Source organism: Burkholderia sp. 22088 (assembly GCF_052045915.1).
Taxonomy (GTDB): Bacteria; Pseudomonadota; Gammaproteobacteria; order Burkholderiales; family Burkholderiaceae; genus Burkholderia; species Burkholderia cepacia.
Genome location: NZ_JBQEPY010000016.1, coordinates 60,848 through 78,868 on the forward strand (window position 1 = coordinate 60,848; position 18,021 = coordinate 78,868).

Annotated in this window: 16 protein-coding genes; 9 read left to right on the forward strand and 7 right to left on the reverse strand. The window is 69.0% G+C overall.

What is annotated here, in order from left to right:
- Nucleotides 1-11: 11 nt before the first annotated feature.
- Entirely contained in the window at nt 12-1,013 is a 1,002-nt protein-coding gene (locus tag ACTJLD_RS28020) for an isoaspartyl peptidase/L-asparaginase family protein (protein ID WP_440660074.1), read from the reverse strand.
- Nucleotides 1,010-1,954 carry a MurR/RpiR family transcriptional regulator gene (locus tag ACTJLD_RS28025; protein WP_027791360.1) on the reverse strand — a complete coding sequence of 315 codons (945 nt, stop codon included), beginning with the start codon at nt 1,952-1,954 and terminating at the stop codon, nt 1,010-1,012. Before ACTJLD_RS28025 ends, ACTJLD_RS28020 begins: the two co-directional genes overlap by 4 nt.
- A gap of 472 nt (nt 1,955-2,426) precedes the next feature.
- Between ACTJLD_RS28025 and ACTJLD_RS28030 the strand changes: the two genes are divergently transcribed.
- The 5 genes from ACTJLD_RS28030 (at nt 2,427) to ACTJLD_RS28050 (ending at nt 10,151) form a co-directional block, all read left to right on the forward strand.
- Nucleotides 2,427-3,698 carry an MFS transporter gene (locus ACTJLD_RS28030; RefSeq protein ID WP_021156644.1) on the forward strand — a complete coding sequence of 424 codons (1,272 nt, stop codon included), beginning with the start codon at nt 2,427-2,429 and terminating at the stop codon, nt 3,696-3,698.
- Between the two features lie 27 nt (nt 3,699-3,725).
- Nucleotides 3,726-6,146, forward strand: a complete 2,421-nt coding sequence (locus ACTJLD_RS28035) for a TIM-barrel domain-containing protein (RefSeq protein WP_440660075.1) — start codon at nt 3,726-3,728, stop codon at nt 6,144-6,146.
- A 107-nt stretch (nt 6,147-6,253) separates the two neighbouring features.
- A complete protein-coding gene (locus tag ACTJLD_RS28040; RefSeq protein ID WP_301825567.1) occupies nt 6,254-7,441 on the forward strand; it encodes a porin in 1,188 nt (395 codons plus the stop codon).
- A gap of 318 nt (nt 7,442-7,759) precedes the next feature.
- Complete coding sequence (locus ACTJLD_RS28045; protein ID WP_027791357.1) at nt 7,760-9,781, forward strand: BCCT family transporter; 2,022 nt, start codon at nt 7,760-7,762, stop codon at nt 9,779-9,781.
- Nucleotides 9,782-9,839: 58 nt separating this feature from the next.
- Nucleotides 9,840-10,151, forward strand: coding sequence for a hypothetical protein (locus ACTJLD_RS28050; protein WP_440660076.1), 312 nt, complete (start codon nt 9,840-9,842; stop codon nt 10,149-10,151).
- Nucleotides 10,152-10,250: 99 nt separating this feature from the next.
- On the opposite strand, the gene ACTJLD_RS28055 is transcribed toward ACTJLD_RS28050, so the two are convergent.
- Entirely contained in the window at nt 10,251-11,099 is an 849-nt protein-coding gene (locus ACTJLD_RS28055) for a methyltransferase domain-containing protein (RefSeq protein ID WP_440660077.1), read from the reverse strand.
- 202 nt (nt 11,100-11,301) lie between these two features.
- Here ACTJLD_RS28055 and ACTJLD_RS28060 point away from each other — a divergent pair, with 202 nt between their 5' ends.
- The 3 genes from ACTJLD_RS28060 (at nt 11,302) to ACTJLD_RS28070 (ending at nt 14,523) form a co-directional block, all read left to right on the forward strand.
- A complete protein-coding gene (locus ACTJLD_RS28060) occupies nt 11,302-12,765 on the forward strand; it encodes a metallophosphoesterase family protein (protein ID WP_134255715.1) in 1,464 nt (487 codons plus the stop codon).
- Nucleotides 12,762-14,150 carry a cytochrome-c peroxidase gene (locus ACTJLD_RS28065; RefSeq protein WP_440660078.1) on the forward strand — a complete coding sequence of 463 codons (1,389 nt, stop codon included), beginning with the start codon at nt 12,762-12,764 and terminating at the stop codon, nt 14,148-14,150. Before ACTJLD_RS28060 ends, ACTJLD_RS28065 begins: the two co-directional genes overlap by 4 nt.
- 97 nt (nt 14,151-14,247) lie before the next feature.
- Nucleotides 14,248-14,523: a hypothetical protein gene (locus ACTJLD_RS28070; protein ID WP_027791352.1), complete on the forward strand. Its 276-nt coding sequence runs from the start codon at nt 14,248-14,250 to the stop codon at nt 14,521-14,523.
- A gap of 81 nt (nt 14,524-14,604) precedes the next feature.
- Here ACTJLD_RS28070 and ACTJLD_RS28075 read toward each other — a convergent pair whose 3' ends face one another.
- Nucleotides 14,605-16,089, reverse strand: a complete 1,485-nt coding sequence (locus ACTJLD_RS28075; RefSeq protein WP_440660080.1) for a PLP-dependent aminotransferase family protein — start codon at nt 16,087-16,089, stop codon at nt 14,605-14,607.
- Between the two features lie 202 nt (nt 16,090-16,291).
- Between ACTJLD_RS28075 and ACTJLD_RS28080 the strand changes: the two genes are divergently transcribed.
- Entirely contained in the window at nt 16,292-16,642 is a 351-nt protein-coding gene (locus tag ACTJLD_RS28080) for a hypothetical protein (protein WP_440660081.1), read from the forward strand.
- A gap of 158 nt (nt 16,643-16,800) precedes the next feature.
- Here ACTJLD_RS28080 and ACTJLD_RS28085 read toward each other — a convergent pair whose 3' ends face one another.
- The 3 genes from ACTJLD_RS28085 to ACTJLD_RS28095 are packed head-to-tail and all read right to left on the reverse strand — an operon-like array spanning nt 16,801 to nt 17,999.
- Nucleotides 16,801-17,223 (reverse strand): DUF6691 family protein, encoded by a 423-nt coding sequence (locus ACTJLD_RS28085; protein WP_059696413.1) that lies wholly within the window; start codon nt 17,221-17,223, stop codon nt 16,801-16,803.
- A 1-nt stretch (nt 17,224) separates the two neighbouring features.
- Nucleotides 17,225-17,659 carry a YeeE/YedE family protein gene (locus ACTJLD_RS28090; RefSeq protein ID WP_021156656.1) on the reverse strand — a complete coding sequence of 145 codons (435 nt, stop codon included), beginning with the start codon at nt 17,657-17,659 and terminating at the stop codon, nt 17,225-17,227.
- Nucleotides 17,649-17,999 carry an ArsR/SmtB family transcription factor gene (locus tag ACTJLD_RS28095; protein WP_027791347.1) on the reverse strand — a complete coding sequence of 117 codons (351 nt, stop codon included), beginning with the start codon at nt 17,997-17,999 and terminating at the stop codon, nt 17,649-17,651. Before ACTJLD_RS28095 ends, ACTJLD_RS28090 begins: the two co-directional genes overlap by 11 nt.
- Between the last annotated feature and the right edge of the window lie 22 nt (nt 18,000-18,021).

The window sequence follows — 18,021 nt, forward strand, 5'->3', positions numbered from 1 at the left end:
GCTGGCCGGGATCAGGCCGTGTCGTCGTCGCGGTAGATGCCGACCACCGGCGCTTCACCGACGCGCGCGTAACCGCGATACATCCCTTCGGTGTTGAACGGCATCGCGACGTTGCCCTGCGCGTCGACCGCGATGATCCCGCCGCGGCCCGCGAGGCGCGGCAGCTTGTTCATCACGACGTCGTGCGCGGCATCGGCGAGCGACGCGCCGCGATACGCGATCTGCGCGGCAACGTCATGCGCGGTCGCGAGCCGGATGAACATCTCGCCGGTGCCCGTCGACGACACCGCGCAGGTCGCATCGTCCGCGTAGCAGCCTGCGCCGATGATCGGCGAATCGCCGACGCGCCCCGGCTGCTTGTTCGTGATGCCGCCCGTCGACGTCGCCGCCGCGATGTGGCCGTGCCGGTCGCACGCGACCGCGCCGACCGTGCCGTGCTTGCGGTCCGGATCGAGCGGCTCGGCCGGCTGCGGCTGCGACGGTGATTTGCCGAACGCGAACGTCGCCGCGTCATGGTCGAGCATCGCGCCGGCTGCCGCGCGCGCCTTGACCCACTGCGCGTGACGCGCTTCGGTGTCGAAATAGCCGGGCTCCGCGAGTTCGAGCCCCTGTGCGGCCGCGAACGCATCGGCCCCCGCGCCGGCGAACAGCACGTGTTCGCTCGCCTCCATCACGCGCCGCGCGGCGAGCACCGGATTGCGCACGCGCGTCGCGCAGCAGATCGCACCCGCGCCGAGCGTCGCGCCATCCATGACCGCCGCGTCGAGTTCGTGCTTGCCTTCGGCCGTATAGACGGCACCGCGCCCGGCGTTGAACAACGGACAGTCCTCGAGCATCCGCACCGCGACGGTGACGGCGTCGAGCGCGCTGCCGCCGTCGGCCAGCACCTGCTGGGCGGCCGTCAGGATCGCGGTCAGCTCGGCACGGTACTGACGTTCGGTATCGGAATCCATCGCATCGCGCAGGATCGTGCCTGCGCCGCCGTGAATCGCAACGATCGCGGGTGAAGTCATGTTTTTTTCGGACGGTGGGAAGAAGGGTTGGCGGCCGGCTGCGTCGCTTGCGGCTGCATGAGCCACGGCAGCAGGAATTCGGTCATCTCGGCGGCGGATTTCGCGGACCGGTGCGTGCGCAGCGCGACCGCGTCGATCAGCGCCTCGATCATCGTGAGCACGGCGGCTTCCGACGTGGCCGCGAAGCGCCGTTCGGCCTTGACGTACAGGTTCAGCGACGCGATCGGCGCCAGCGGCGATTGCGGGCCGTCGGAGATACCGAGTACGCGTGCACCGCGCGCCGCCGCGCGGCGGGCCAGTTCGATCGTGTCCTTCACGTAGCGCGGAAACGCGAGCGCGATCACGAGATCGCGCGAGTCGGCCGTATAGAGCCGCCGTGCCGCGTGCGACGGGCCGCCGAGCAGCGCGAGCGACTGCACGTTGTCGTGGCAGACGGACAGCCCGTGCTCCATCAGCCCGGCGAGGAACGCGCTCGACCCCGCGCCGAGGATCAGCACGCGCCGCGCGCCGACGATCGCCTCGACCGCGGCCTCGACATCGGCCGCGTCCAGTTGCGCGCGCGTGTTCTCGATGTTCGCGACGGCCTGGTCGAATACCGCGTCGATCCATGCCGCACCGCGCACCCCGGACTCCTGCTCCTGCGCGGAACGCAGCCGCTCGACCGGCCCGAGCGTCGCCTCGAAGCCGCGCACGAGCGCCGCGCGCATCGCCGGATAGCCGTCGAAACCGAGCGCCTTCGCGAAACGGTTCGCGGTCGCGATCGACGCATTCACGGCCTGCGCGAGTTCGTCGATGCGCATCGTCGCCGCGCGGAACGGATTCGCGAGCACGAACTCACCCATGCGCCGGTGGATCGGCGTCATCAGCGGCATCGCCGACGCGATCCGTTCGGCGATCGCGGGTTCGTCGTGACTGGCATCGTGCGGGGCGAGAGGCGTCATGCGAAGGGTTGTTGAAAGAATGATGGAAATGAATTTACACAATCCCAATTACGAAAAGAAATAAATTTTCATCCGGGTTGTGGCGTCCCGTTCCCCCGCCCCGCGATCGCCCGACGCCCGCACAGCCCCGCCGCACGGGCCTTTGGCATGTGATCGCCGCAGGTCCGCACGTGCGTCGCCTGCGCCCGCCCATGGGGAAAACCCCAAGCAAGTTCGTTCGAATGCAATTTCGCGTTGACCGGATTCGAATTCGAACATAGGATGTTCGAAAATGATCAGTCGTCCGATAACTTCAGCCTCCGACAACGGCGAAGTGTTCGCTTGAACGCCATCATTCCGCGTCAAACCGGGAAAACTGGCATCCATCAAGATCGGACATCGTACGAATAAAGCGAAACAGGCCATCCCCAACGGATGGTCGTCATGGATCGGTCCGGCGCCGCGCGCCGGCCCTGCCCGACAGGAGACAGCAGTGAAGACAGTCAAGGCGTTGCGCTGGTGGATCATCGTGCTCGTATGTCTCGGCACGATCCTCAACTACCTCGCACGGAATTCCCTCGCGGTGCTCGCCCCCGAGCTGAAGCACGTGTTCGCGATCTCGACGCAGCAGTATTCGTACATCGTCGGCGCGTTCCAGATCGGTTACACGATCATGCAGCCCGTGTGCGGTTTCATCGTCGACCTGATCGGCCTGCGCCTCGGGTTCGCGCTGTTCGCGATGCTGTGGTCGGTGGTCGGCGTCGCGCACGGCTTCGCATCGGGCTGGCTGTCGCTCGGCATCCTGCGCGGCCTCCTGGGCCTGTTCGAAGCCGCCGCGATTCCGTCGGGGATGAAGGCGGTTGCGGAATGGTTTCCCGATCGCGAAAAATCCGTCGCGGTCGGCTATTTCAACGCGGGCACGTCGCTCGGCGCCGCGATCGCGCCGCCGCTCGTCGTGTTCCTGTCGATGCGGTTCGGCTGGCAGGCCGCGTTCATGGCCACCGGCGCGCTCGGTTTCCTGTGGGCCGCGCTCTGGTACACGCAATACCGGTCGCCCGCCGACCATCCTCGCATCACGCCGCAGGAGCGCGCGCTGATCCGCGACGGCCAGGCGACGATGCCGCCCGTGTCGAAGCGCCGCATTCGCGACGTCGTCACCGCGCGGCGCTTCTGGGCCATCGCGCTGCCGCGCTTCTTCGCCGAGCCTGCGTGGCAGACCTTCAGCTTCTGGATTCCGCTGTACCTCGCGACCGAGCGCCACATGCCGCTCACGCAGATCGCGATCTTCGCGTGGATGCCGTTTCTCGCGGCCGACGCCGGCGGCATCGCGGGCGGCTACCTGTCGCCGTATCTCGCGAAGCGGTTCAGGCTGCCGCTCGTGTGGTCGCGCGTCGCCGGCGTCGCGCTCGGCGCGGTGCTGATGCTCGGGCCCGCGATGATCGGGCTCGTGTCGTCGCCGTACACGGCCATCGCGCTGTTCTGCGTCGGCGGCTTCGCGCACCAGATGATCTCCGCGCTCGTCAACACGCTGTCGGCCGACGTGTTCGATTCCGAGGAAGTCGGCACCGCGAGCGGCTTTGCCGGAATGGCCGCGTGGATCGGCGGGCTCGGTTTCTCGCTGCTGGTCGGCGCGCTCGCCGACAAGATCGGCTATGCGCCGCTGTTCGCGTGCCTCGGCCTGTTCGACATCATCGGCGTCACGCTGCTCGCGGTGCTGATCCGCGGGCAGTCGAAGCAGGAACGCCTGCTCGCACGGCACGCCTGACCTTCGCCCCTAACTGGAACCGCATTCATGACTTCGCTTCTTCATCCGCCCGTGTTCCGCGTCGCCGGCCAGCACGCGAACCGTGTGCTGCTCGCGTCCGATACGGGCGCGACCCTCGAGATCTTCGTGCTCGAGGACGACATCGTGCGCGTACGCGTGCTGCCCGACGCCACGGCGCGCAACCCGCGCACGTGGACGATCGCGCCGGGCCTCGACGACGTGCCGCTCGAAGGGCGCGACCGCCTCGACCTGAGCGGCTTCGCGCTGCCCTCCCATACGCTCCTGGAAGACGACGACGGCGTGTACATCGAAACCGCGCAGATCCGCCTCGCCGTGAGCCGGCAAGGCGGCCACTGCACGTGGTCGATGCGTGGCGCGGACGGTACGTGGCGAGTCGCGCTTGCCGACCGCCCGACGCAGGCCTACAACTTCGGCTGGTGGGACGACCGCGCATATCACTACGTCGCGCGCGAACGCGGCGACAAGGTGTTCGGCCTCGGCGAACGCGCGGGCGAGCTCGACCGCACCGGCGCGCGCTTCGAGATGCGCAACATCGACGCGATGGGCTACAGCGCGAAGCACACGGACCCGCTGTACAAGCACATCCCGTTCTACATCACGTGGTCGCCGGACGCCTGCCAGGGCTTCGGGCTGTTCTACGACACGCTGTCGGACTGCGCGTTCGACATGGGCCGCGAGCTCGACAACTATCACGGCCCGTACCGCTACTTCGTCGCCGAGCATGGCGATCTCGACTACTACTTCATCGCGTCGCCCGACACGCCGCTCGCGGCCGCGCGGCGCTTCACGTGGCTCACGGGGCGCCCCGCGCGCACGCCGAAATGGGGGCTCGGCTACTCGGGCTCGACGATGAGCTACACCGATGCGCCGGACGCGCAGCAGCAGATGAACCAGTTCGTCGAACAGTGCGACACGCACGACATCCTGTGCGATTCGTTCCACCTGTCGTCGGGCTATACGTCGATCGGCGCGAAGCGCTACGTGTTCAACTGGAACCGCGACAAGTTTCCCGACGCGAAGGGCTTCGTGCAGCATTACCGCGACCACGGCATCCGCCTGTGCGCGAACATCAAGCCGTGCCTGCTGCGCGACCATCCCGCCTTCGAAGACGCCGCAACGCGCGGGCTGCTGATCCGCTCGGCGTCCGGCGAGCCGGCCTGGGTGCAGTTCTGGGACGAGGTCGGCGCGTATCTCGACTTCACGCAGCCGGACGCGTACCGCTGGTGGCGCGAGCAGGTCACGTCGGCGCTGCTCGAATACGGGATCGAGTCGACCTGGAACGACAACAACGAATACGAGATCTGGTCGCCCGACGCGATCGCGCACGGCTTCGGCCAGCCGTTTCCCGCGCGCGAGGCGAAGGTGCTGCAGACGATGCTGATGATGCGCGCGTCGCGCGAAGCGCAGCGTGCGCATGCACCGGCGCAGCGCCCGTTCCTCGTGTCGCGCTCCGGCGGTGCCGGCATGCAGCGTTATGTGCAGACCTGGTCCGGCGACAACTACACGTCGTGGGAAACGCTGCGCTACAACCTGAAGATGGGTCTCGGGCTCGCGCTGTCGGGCGTGTCGAACATCGGCCACGACATCGGCGGCTTCTCCGGGCCCGCGCCGTCGCCCGAACTGCTGTTGCGCTGGGTGCAGTTCGGCATCTTCATGCCGCGCTTCAGCATCCATTCGTGGAACGACGACGGCACCGTCAACGAACCGTGGATGTACCCGGAGATCACCGCGCAGGTCGCATCGCTGATCAAGCAGCGCTACCGGCTGCTGCCCTACCTCTATCACCTGCTGTGGCTGTCGACGACGCGCTACGAGCCCGTGCTGCGGCCGACCTTCGCCGATTTCCCCGGTGACGCGCGCTGCTACGACGCATGCGACGACATGATGCTCGGCGACGCGCTGCTCGTCGCGCCGGTCGTCGATCCGGGCCTGACTGAGCGCACCGTCTACCTGCCGTCGGGCGCGCGCTGGATGTGCTGTGCGAGCGCGCGGTCGTTCGACGGCGGCGCGAGCGTAACGCTGCCCGCCCCGCTCGACACGCCGGTGATGCTGCTGCGCGAGGGCCGCGTGCTGCCGCTGAACGTCGCGGAACAGCATTTCGGCGCACGTGCCGACACGCGCGGCTTCGTCGTCGCGCCGCGCATCGAGGACGGCGTCGCGTACGGCGAATGCATCGAGGACGACGGCGAGACGGAAGCATGGCGCGACGGCGAATACGGGCTGTGGCGCGTCGAAACCGGCCGCGAGGCGTCGGGCGTACTCGGCGTGTCGGTGCGCTGGGACGGCCGCCCGGCACGCCCGGCCGACCGCGTCGAGATCCTGCTGCCCGCGTCGGTGCAAGGCGCGGTCGCCGTGCGCGGCGCACGCGTCGAACAGGATGCGCAGAGCGGTACATGGCGCCGCATCGTCGTCGCCTTCGACAACTGAAGCAAACCCGATCGGGCGGGCCGTTCATGCGGCCCGCCGCCCGCCACTGAGGAGGCGATCGAGCCTCCCGCCCACCTTGAAAAGATGAAGATACCTGGAGATCGACAGTGAAAGCATCCGTCAACCGCTATGCAATCCTGATTTTGTCAACCGCATCGCTCGGCGCGACCGCCGCCCATGCGCAGAGCAGCGTGACGCTGTACGGCGTCGTCGACGATTCGCTCGCGTACGTGAACAACCAGCAGGGCCATTCGAACCTCTACATGCGCGACGGCAACCTGTATGCGTCGAAGTTCGGGCTGCGCGGCGACGAGGATCTGGGCGGCGGCACGCATGCGATCTTCGACCTGCAGTCCGGCTTCAACCTGAACAACGGCGCGCAATCCGCCGCCGGCCTGATATTCAATCGCCAGGCCTTCGTCGGCCTGCGCAACGATCGCTACGGCACGATGACGGCCGGCCGCCAGTACACGCCCTACTTCCTGTTCGTCGGCCCGTACGCGTCGAGCAGCTGGCTGACCGGTGCGACGGGCGCGCACCCGGGCGACATCGACGGCCTCGACACGACGATCCGCGTGAACAATTCGGTTACCTATACGTCGCCGACCTTCGCCGGACTGACCGCGAGCGCGATGTACGCATTCGGCGGCATTGCCGGCGCGACCGGCAAGGGCAACACGTTCAGCGCCGCACTGCGTTATGCGAACGGGCCGATCGGCGTCGCGGCCGGCTACCTGCGCATCAACAGCTCGGGCTCGTCGGCAGGCTTCCTGAATCCGGCGACCGCCGCGTCGGGCAGCTTCGCGGTGTCCGTGCTGAACCAGGGCTACCTGACCGCGAAGGCCGTCGAGCAGGTCGCGGCGGCCGGCAACTACACGCTCGGCAACCTGACGATGGGCGTCAACTATTCGAACGTGAAGTACCTGCCCGGCAACGGCTCCGCGTTCACGGACACGGCCGTGTTCAACACCTACGGCGCGCTCGCCGCATACCGCTTCACGCCGGCATTCTCGGTGGCCGGCGCGTTCGCGTATACGCTCGCATCGAAGGCGAACGGCATCGACAGCGCGGCCCGCTACCAGCAGTATTCGCTGAAGGAGTCTTACAGCCTGTCGAAGCGCACGACACTCTATGCGCTGCAGGCGTACACGCATTCGAGCGGCCGGACGCTCGGTGCGCAAGGTGCCGGCCACGTGATCGACGCGGCGCCGATCGTCGGCGATTCGCAGCAGCTCACGCCTTCGACGACGCACGGCCAGTTCGTCGGCATGGCCGGCATCGCCGTCACGTTCTGAGCCATCGCGGCAGCGCCTTCGGCGCGCTGCCCTTGCCCCGGGGCGACACGTATTTCGCGGATGCCTCGCGTGCTGTCCGGGCACCCGATACGCGGCCGCTTCGGGGCGTTTTCAACGCCCCGTCCGCACGCCGCGCAAACTGCACGGGTTTTCTCGCCCCCCGATACCTTACAATTCGTCAGGTTCAACCCTCCTGCATACCCCTTCTTGCAGTCCTGACACCGCGGTACACTCGACGCACGCCGTATCAGGGTCCGACGCGCGACACGCGCGCCGGGCGGCGTCGCGCCTCGTTGCGCCCACAACTGGATGCCAGCCATGCCAGATTCCCGCCCCTCGCCCCGCACGACATTCAAGCCGCAGGTCGTCCTGCCCGCGCTCGCAGTCATCGGCGCACTGCTCGTCGTGTGCGCACTGCTCCCGAGCGAAGCCGGCGCGCTGTTCTCCGCCGGCCAGCAATGGGTCGTCGCGCGCTTCGACTGGTTCTACGTGCTCGCCGTCACCGGCTTCCTCGTGTTTCTCGTGCTGATCGCCGCGAGCGACTTCGGCAACATCCGGCTCGGCCCCGACGATGCCGAACCCGAATTCAGCTTCGTGTCGTGGACAGCGATGCTGTTCGCGGCCGGCATGGGCATCGGCCTCATGTACTTCGGCGTCGGCGAGCCGATGCAGCACTTCCTGAAGCCGCCGACCGTCGACCCCGGCACGCCCGCCGCTGCCCGCGAGGCGATGCTGATGACCTTCTTCCACTGGGGCTTCCACGCGTGGGCGATCTACGGGCTGATGGGGCTCGTGCTCGCGTACTTCGGCTTCCGCTACAACCTGCCGCTGACGCTCCGCTCGGGGCTGTATCCGGTGCTGCGCGAGCGCATCAATGGCTGGATCGGCCACACGGTCGACGCGTTCGCGCTGGTCGGCACGGTCGCCGGCATCGCGACGACGCTCGGCTACGGGGTGATGCAGATCAGCGCGGGCCTGCATACGGTCGCCGGCTGGGATACGGGCAGCAATGCATTTCGCATCGGGCTCGTCGCGCTCGTCGTGATCCTCGCAGGGCTGTCGGCCGCAAGCGGCCTCGACAAGGGTGTGCGTCGGCTGTCCGAACTGAACCTGCTGCTCGCGTTCCTGCTGCTCGCGTTCGTGGCCGTCACGGGCCCGACGGCGTTCCTGTTGCGCGCGCTCGGCGACAACATCGGCCAGTACCTGTCGAGCCTCGTCGACCTGTCGTTCCGCACGTACGCGTATGCGTCGCCGCGCGAGGAAGGCTGGTTCGGCGGCTGGACGATCCTCTACTGGGCATGGTGGGTGTCGTGGTCGCCGTTCGTCGGCATGTTCATCGCACGCATCTCGCGCGGCCGCACGATCCGCCAGTTCGTGATCGGCGTGCTGCTCGTGCCGACCGCGTTCAACCTCGTGTGGATGACCGTGTTCGGCAACAGCGCGATCTGGCTCGATACGCACGGCGCGGCCGGCGCGCTCGCGCAGACGGCCACCAATGTCGACGCGCTGCTGTTCCGCTTCTTCGATTTCCTGCCGCTGTCGCAAGGGCTGTCGATCGCCGCGATCGTGCTGATCGCGGTGTTCTTCGTCACGTCCGCCGATTCGGGCGCGTTCGTGATCGACCAGATCGCGACGCGCGGCCACGCGCACTCGCCCGTCTGGCAACGGCTGTTCTGGGCCGCGCTGCTCGGCGTGACGGCCGCGGTGCTGCTCGTCGCAGGCGGGCTCGGCGCATTGCAGGCGATGACGCTGATCGCCGCGCTGCCGGTCGCGATCATCATGATCGCGCTCTGCTACGGGCTGTGGCGCGGGCTCGCGGCCGACCGCGTGCACTATTCGCAGGACGTCGCGCCCGCGACGAGCTTCTGGACCGGCCAGCACTGGCGCCACCGCCTGACGCACATCCTGCGGCAGACGACCGAAGCCGAAGCACGCCAGTTCGTCGCCGAAACGGTCGAGCCGGCGCTGCGCAAAGTCGCCGACGAGTTGCGCGCGGGCGGCGTCGATGCGCACGTGCAGCGCGACAGCGACGACGCCGTGCGCCTGACCGTGCCGACCGCCGACCACCGCGATTTCGTGTACGGCGTGCGCGTGACGGTGAAATCGGCGGCCGCGTTCCTCGTGCGCGAGACGGCCGGGCCGGAAGCGGCACGGGCCCACGTGTACGGGATCGTCACGTTCTTCGAGGACGGGCGGCTCGGCTACGACGTCGAATACCTGCGCGGCGACGAAGTGATTGCCGACGTGTTGCGCCAGTACGAACGCTACGTGTCGCTCGCGGCCGACAAGCGCACGCATCTGCTGAGCCGCGCGCCGGGGCATGCGACGGAGGCCGAATGACCCTGCCCGCCGTCTTTATCGCGCCGCGGCGGCCTGCCACGCCCGACGGAGCCGCACGATGACCGGGCTCCTGCAAAGCCGCGCCTCCGACGTCATCGCGCTCGGCACGCTCGCCGTGCTCTATCTCGGCGGAGCCGGCATCGCGCTGTGGCGGATCCGCGCCGCGGCGCCGCGCGGCAAGGTCTACTGGATCGTCTGCGCGGCGCTGCTCGCCGGCGGCGCCGTCGCGATGGGCATCAACCTGTCGCGGATGCCGGACACCGGAGACATGCCGCCCGGGTTCGCGCTCGGCGTCGAAGCCGTCCTGCTCGGTCTCGCATTGGTCGCCGGCGGTTGCGCGTGGCTGATGCTGCGCGCGCGGCGACGCTGACGCGCGTATGTCATGCGGCCCGGCCACGTCCCGCGCGAACGATGACGCGCGGGGCGAAGCGGCCGCCCCTTCCCCGATCCGCTTCCTCGCCGCAACGTGTCACACGGACGGTGCACGCGCCGTCACGAGCCAGCAAGCCGCGTCGAAGCGTACATCCGCGCCGTCGACGTAAGGCTCGAATGCGGCACGCATCGTGTCGACCACGCGCCGCCGCGTTGCGTCGTCCACTTCCAGCAACGCCAGCCCGACCGGGCCTAGCCGGGTGATGTAGTCGTCCAGCGCGGACGCGGGCAGCGCGCATGCCAGTTCGACCGGCTCGATCGCCGCGTCCGCCCAGCCGCTGTCCGCCAGCACCGACGCGATCCGCTGCCGGTCGCCGAAGCCGAACTGCCCCGGCGCGCCGGGCCGCCGTGCGGGCAGGTTCGGCAGCAACGGCGCCGCGGCCCGCTCGGCGATCGTCATGAACGGATTGTCTGCCGCGCTGCGCCATGCGACGAACCGCATCTGCGCATCCGGCCGCGCCGCCTGCCGCAGATTCGCGAACGCGCGAACCGGATCGTCGAAGAACATCACGCCGAGGCGCGACACGATCAGGTCGACGCTCGCGGGCTCGAACGCGTGCGTCTGCACATCGGCACGCACGAAGCGGGCGTGGACGCCGCTGCGTTCGGCACGCGCCTGCGCGGCGTCGATCATCCGGGCCGAGATATCGATACCCGTGCATTGCGCATGCGCGCCGAGCCGCCGCGCGATCGCAACCGTGACCGCGCCCGTGCCGCAGCCGACGTCGAGCACGCTGCGCGCGGACGACGCGGCAACCGCCTCCACGAGCAACCGCTCCAACGGCTCGAACATCCGGTCGATCAGCGCCTGCGTCTCGACCCAGGCGCGCCCCGACGGGCCGTTCCAAAGCGCGGATTGTTCGTCATTGGGACGTCTGGTTTCCATCGTCGATTCCCTTTCCGGTTCATTGATCGTGCATCGCACTTTGCTGCTTCAAGCCGGCTTGAAGTCAAGCCCCCCCGTGGCCGCGACCCGCCGCCGCAACGTCGACGCCCGGCCCGCGTGCGAACCCTCCGTCGCGCCCCGTTTTTTCATATTTCTTACATTCATGTTGCGTATCGTCGACGACTTTCCTACGGTGCCTCCCATGCGACGACTCCTCCCGCGCGCCCTGCTCGTCCGCTGCGCTCCCCTTGTTGCTTTCGCCGCGCTGTCCGCGTGCTCGAACCACATCGATTCGCCGGACGATCCGGCGAGTGCGTCGGTCAACGTCCAGGCCGCATGGGTCGAGATCGGCGATACGAACCAGGCGATCGCGCGCGTCATCACGAACTACACCCCCGCGTCGGCCAGCGATCCGTTGTGCCCGCAACTGAGCGTCGACGGCAAGCTGTCGCGCATGTCCCTGCGCGCGGGCGCCGCGACCATCGCCCAGCGGCCGACCGCCAGCGATCCGTCCGATTCGAAGCCGTCGAGCTTCCCGGTGTCCGTCTGCGAGGCGACGCTGCCGGCCGGCGCGCTGGCGGCGAGCGTCGCGGGCCGCACGCTGCCGCTGCCGAAGGCGCAGCCGCAACGCATCGCGATCATCGCCGATACCGGCTGCCGCATGAAGAAGGCCGACAACGCATGGCAGGCGTGCAACGACGCGACGGTCTGGCCGCTCGACACGATCGCGGCCAGCGTCGCGAAGCTGTCGCCCGACCTGGTGATGCACATCGGCGACTACCACTACCGCGAAAACGCATGCCCGCCGGACATCGCCGGCTGCAAGGACAGCCCGTGGGGCTACGGCTGGGATACGTGGCAGGCCGACCTGTTCCGCCCGGCCGCGCCGTTGCTCGCGAAGGCCCCGTGGGTCGTCGTGCGCGGCAACCACGAGGAATGCGCACGCGCGGGCCAGGGCTGGTTCCGCTTCCTCGATCCGCGCCCGTATTCGGCCGCGCGCTCGTGCGACGATCCGGCCAACGACAACAACGCGAACTATTCGGAACCCTATGCGGTATCGCTCGGCGGCGGCTCGCAGGTGATCGTGTTCGACACCGCGAAGGTCGGTCGCACGCCGCTCAAGACGACCGACGCGCAGTTCGGCATCTACCAGAAGCAGTTCCAGACGGTCGCCGCGCTCGCGTCGACGGCCGGCATGACGACGACGATCTTCACGAACCACCATCCGATCCTCGCGTTCGCGCCGATCGCCGGCAGCACGCCCGCGCCCGGCAACCTCGCGCTGCAGTCGGTGATGTCGAGCCTCAACGCCCAGGCGTACTACCCGCCCGGCGTGCACGTGGCGCTGCACGGGCACGTGCACGATTTCCAGGCGATCAACTTCTCGTCCGGGCACCCGGCGACGATCGTGTCCGGCAACGGCGGCGACAATCTCGACGTCGCGCTGCCCGACCCGTTCCCGGCCGGCCTGACACCGGCACCGGGCGCCGTGATCGAGCGGCTGTCGCACAACAACAGCTTCGGCTTCCTGATGATGGAACGCCGGGCCGCCCCGGCGACCGGCTGGGTCTTCCACGCGTATTCGGCGGCCGGCAAGCTGCTCGCGTCGTGCAACCAGTCGGGCAGGACGCTCGCCTGCGACAAGACGGGGTTCATCGCGCCGTGAGTGAAGGAGTTCGATGTGACGGCCGCCATGCGCGCGGCCGGCAGACGATGCGCACGCTGGCCGCTGCCGTGCTCGCGGGCCTGACGCTCGCGGCGCACGCCGCGCCGGCCGAAACCGTCCTGCTTCCCGGTGCGCCGCCGTCGCGAGTCGTCGACACGATCGGCAACGGCACGCCGCAGGTGACGGGCAAGATCGATGCGGCGACCGCGCGCTTCGCGCCCGACCCGACGCTCGTCGCGCTCGGCGGCCGGATCTTCTTCGATTCACGGCTGTCCGAGCCGCGCGGCATGTCGTGCGCGGGCTGCCACGACCCGGGCCGCGCGTTCGCGCCGACGCTGTCGGCCGCCTCGCTCGCGGGGCCCGGCGTGCCGGAAGGCAGCCGTCCCGGGCGTTTCAGCCAGCGCAACGCACCGTCGCTGCTCTATGTGCGCTACGTGCCGCGCCGCCACTTCTACCAGGACGACGACGCGCCCGCACCGTCGCCGTTCGGCGGCCTGTTCAGCGACGGCCGCGCGGATACGCTCGCCGAGCAGATCCGCGGGCCGCTGTTCGATCCGAACGAGATGAACAACCGGTCGCCGGCCGCGCTGCTGCGCAAGGTCGACGCAACCGAACTCGCGCCCGATCTCGCCGCGCGCTTCGGCGCGTCGGTGCGGCGCGACCCCGGGCAACTGGTGCGGGCGCTGGGCCTGGCCGTCGAGGCCTATCTGCAGAGCGACGAGATGGCGCCGTTCACGTCGCGTTTCGACGCGTTCCTGCGCACGCGCAAGCCGCTCGCGCCGGCCGAGATGCGCGGCCTCGCGCTGTTCCGGAATCCGGACAAGGGCAACTGCACGAGTTGCCACACGCTGTCGGAGACGTCGAGCCGACCGGAGCGTTCGCTCTTCACCGATTTCGGCTACGACGCGATCGCGGTGCCGCGCAACCGCGCGCTGCCGGCGAACCGCGATCCGCGTCATTTCGACAACGGGCTGTGCGACACCGCCCGGCGGCTGCGCTGGCCCGAGCCGACGCAATGGTGCGGCTACCTGCGCACACCGGGGCTGCGCAACGTCGCGCTCAAGCAGACGTTCATGCACAACGGCGTGTTCACGACGCTGCGCGACGCGGTCGCGTTCTACAACACGCGCTCGACCGACCCGGGCTTCTGGTATCACGGGGCCGGAACGTTCGACGATGTGCCGGCCGCCTATCGCGGCAACATCAACGTCAATTCGACGCCGATGAACCGCCGGCCCGGCACGCCGCCCGCGCTGACCGACGCGGAGATCGACGACATCGTCGCGTTCCTCGGCACGCTGACCGACGCGCGCTATACGGGGGGCACCGCCTCCCCTGCGGCCGCTGTTGCCCCGGTCACGCGCACCGCCGCGCCGGCTCGCTGATCCTGGCCGAACGGCCAGCCGCGCGTGCACCCGCTTGCGGTCGCCCAAAACACTGGTTATATTTACAGCACTGTATTTATGAACAGTGAGGTGCGTGATGGAACAACTCGTTCGTATCGTCAACGACGCCGATCGCCAGGTGCTGGCATGGCTCCGCGCCCAGGTCGGCGACGCCCGCGTCGAGCGCGCGGCTCGCCAGCTCGGGCATACACGCAAGCCCTTCCCGTCCGCCGTTTGCCGTTATCTGGGCATGAGCGCACCGGCCACGCTGCGCCAGGCCGAACGGCCGCGCGCCGCGCGCGATTTCTCGGTCGGCGATCGTTACCTGTCGCTGATCCGCCAGCACCTCGCCACACACTCGGCCAGCCGATGAAATGGCGGCGGCTGGCTGCGTCGATGGCCCGGAAAGCCAGTGCGCTTGCGGTTTCGCAAGCCCGGCCGGCGGCCACCGCGCCTACCTGGGCGCCATGGCTTCCCGCACGAGGCGGCCGAGCGTTTCGAACGCCGCTTCGTGCGCCGCATCGAACACGCGCGTGCAAGCGAGCCGGATATAGGCGTCGAAGCGGTCGGAATTCGAGAAGATCGCCCCGGGCGCGATCCTGACCCCGTGCGCCAGCGCGGCATCGAACAGCGCCTCGGAGCGCACGCCGTCCGGCAACGCGATCCACAGCAGCATCCCGCCCGGCGGCTGGTTCATCCGGGTTCCGGCCGGGAAGTGCCGTGCAATCGCGTCGATCGTCACGTCGCGCTGCACGCGCAGCTGTTCGCGGAACCGGCGCAGATGGCAATCGAACGCGCCCGAACCGACGAATTCGGCCGCAACGGCCTGCAGTAACGCGGCATTGTGCCGGCTGTGCGCGAATTTCAGCATCTTCACGCGCGCGTGCCAGCGCCCCGCGCTTATCCAGCCGAGCCGCATCCCGGGGGCCAGCACCTTGTTGAACGACGGGCAGTAGATCACCGTGCCGTCGCGGTCCCATGCCTTGACCGGCTTGACCGCCTGCGGCGCCTCGACGAGTTCGCGATAAGGCTCGTCCTCGATCACGGCCACGCCGTGCCGCGAACAGAGCGAGACGAGCGCGGCCTTGCGCCCGTCGGGCATCACGCAGCCGAGCGGGTTCTGCAGGTTCGGCACGACCACCACGGCACGAATGTCCGGATACGCGGTCAGCGCCACTTCGAGCGCCTCGATCGACAGGCCGGTCGTCGGGCTGGCCGGGATTTCGAGGGCGCGCAAGCCGAGGCTTTCGAGCAACTGGATCAGGCCGAAGAACGCAGGCGATTCGATCGCGATCGTGTCGCCGGGGCGCGCGACCGCACGCAACGCGAGATTCACGGCATCGACGCCGCCGCTCGTCGACATCACGTCGTCCGGCGTCACCGTCACGCCGTACGACAACGCGCGCTTGGCCATCGTCTGCCGGAACTCGGGCGAACCGCCGACGGGCCCCGCATCGGTCAGCAAGGTGGGCTTGCGCCGCAACAACCGGATCGCGAGCGCCTGCAGGGGCTCGGCCGGATACAGCGTGGCCAGCGCGGACGCGCCGCCGAGATTCAGCGCATCGGGCGTCGCGTTGGCGCGGTCGATCACACGCGACACGCGTTCGTGCAGGCCCGCGAACGGCGGCTCGACGCTCAGCGGCGGCCCGTCGCTTTCCGGCAGCGTTTCGAGCGCGACAGCCGCGCGGCGCCGCACGAAGTAGCCGGAGCGCGGCTTCGCCTCGCACCAGCCCGTATCCTCGAGCCGCCGGAACGCCTGAATCGCGGTCGACAGACTCACGCCGTGCTGTGCCATGAACGCCCGCACCGACGGCATCCGGTCGCCGGGCGACAGCGTGCCGGCCGCGATGATGCGGCGGTAATGCTCGGCGAGCCGCTCGTAAAGCGGCTCGCCGTCCATCGGCAACGGTGGGCGGGATGAATCGGTGAAAGGCGTCATGCAGGCGATCGTGCCCGCGCGGCCGATGGCACGCCAGATACAGATTCCGGAGAAACCCACCGATACAGCGGCGCAAAATCGTCGTCTGCACCGCAACAGATTCCCGTCCCCTGAATCTGTCGTGCCGGTGCCCGTTTCCCTAACCTGACTGCACGCTGTCGCCTCGCCGTCGCGAGGCCGCGCAACCGCAAAGGGAATCGCCATGCGAACGCATCACATCCGGCTCGACGCCGGGCAAAGCCACTTTGCGTGGTTCGACAAGGGCAGCCAGTTGATCGTGCTGGACGGCGCGCTTGCGGTCACGCTGCGCCACGGCGGGCTCGACTGGCTGCCCGACGCGCCGCGGCACATCCGCCGCTTGCTCGACGAAGGTGAATGCCTGACGCTCGAGACGGCCGGCCACGTGGCGCTGTCGGCCGGTGGCGCGGGCGCGGTCAGCACGGCCGTCGTGGAACCGGCAAGCCGGAGCGGCTGGCTCATGGCATGGCGCGCGATCCTGCGCCGGCTGTCCGGGAGGATGCGCGGCGGCCGTCGTGTACACGAGCATTCGTGACATGGAAACTTGCCGTGGTGTCATGGAGGGGCGTCACGCCGCGCCGCATCAGCCGATGGAGATCCGGCGCGCCCCGGTAGCGCCGCGCTCATGCGGATCGACCGACCTTGACCGGCGCAACCGCCGCAGTGCGCCTCCGGCATGCGGCGGTCACGGCATCACCGCACGCTTCTGCGCCTTTCGAACCACTCGAATACCGCCATCCCGGCCAGCATCGCGACGACGAACCCGATCCCCTTCGCCGACCCGAAGCCGATCGACACGATCGCGGGCCCCGGGCAGAACCCGGCGATCCCCCAGCCGATGCCGAACACGGCACTTCCGGCAACCAGGCGCACGGTGATCGCCCGCAGGGCCGGCAACTGCATCGGCAGGCCGAGCCATGACCGCGTCCGGCGCTTCGCCCATGCGAACGCGAACACGGCCACCCCGGTCGCGCCGGCCATCACGAACGCAAGCGATGGATCCCAGCGGCCCGCCAGGTCGAGAAAACCGAGCACCTTCTGCGGATTGGCCATGCCCGACACGATGAGGCCGACGCCGAACAGCAGCCCCGCCAGAAACGCGAATCCTGCCTGCATGTCAGCCTCCCAGCACGTGCCGTCGCACGAATACGGTCGCGAAGCCCGCGACCATGAAGACCGCCGTCGCGACCACCGAACGCAGCGCGCCGCGCGACATCCCGCACACGCCGTGGCCGCTCGTGCAGCCTCCCGCGTACCGCGTGCCGATCCCGACCAGCAGCCCGGCCGCCACCAGTTCGAACCAGCCCGCATCGACCTGCGGCGTCAGGCTGTTCCCGGCGACGCGCATCGCAAGCGGTGCCGCGACCAGCCCGGCGACGAACGCGGCGCGCCAGCCGCGTTCGCCGGCGCGTGCTGTGAGCAAGCCGCCGACGATGCCGCTGATGCCCGCGATCCGGCCGTTGAACGCGACGAGCCACGCGGCGGCGAGCCCGATCAGCACGCCGCCGGCCAGCGACAGCCACGGCGTGAAATGAAGCGCATCAAGCTGCATCGCGCCGCCCCTTCGCGGCCGGGCCGCAGAACTGTTCGTACAGCACGCCCATCACCGCGATCGCGGCGGGGCTGTCGAGCGAGTAATGGATGTTCTTGCCGTCGCGGCGCGTGCGGACCAGCGCGTTGTCGCGCAACACGCCGAGCTGCTGGGACAGCGTCGGCTGGCGGATGTCCAGCGCTGCCTCGAGATCGCTCACGCAGCGCTCACCCTGGGACAGCTCGCAGAGCAGCATCAACCGGTCGGGATTCGACAGCACCTTGAGCAGCGCGCAGGCCGATTCGGCGGCCGCGCGCATCTGGTCGGGTTCCGGAAACCCGGCGGAAAGATCGTCGTTCATCGGCACTGGGAGACAATTAAAT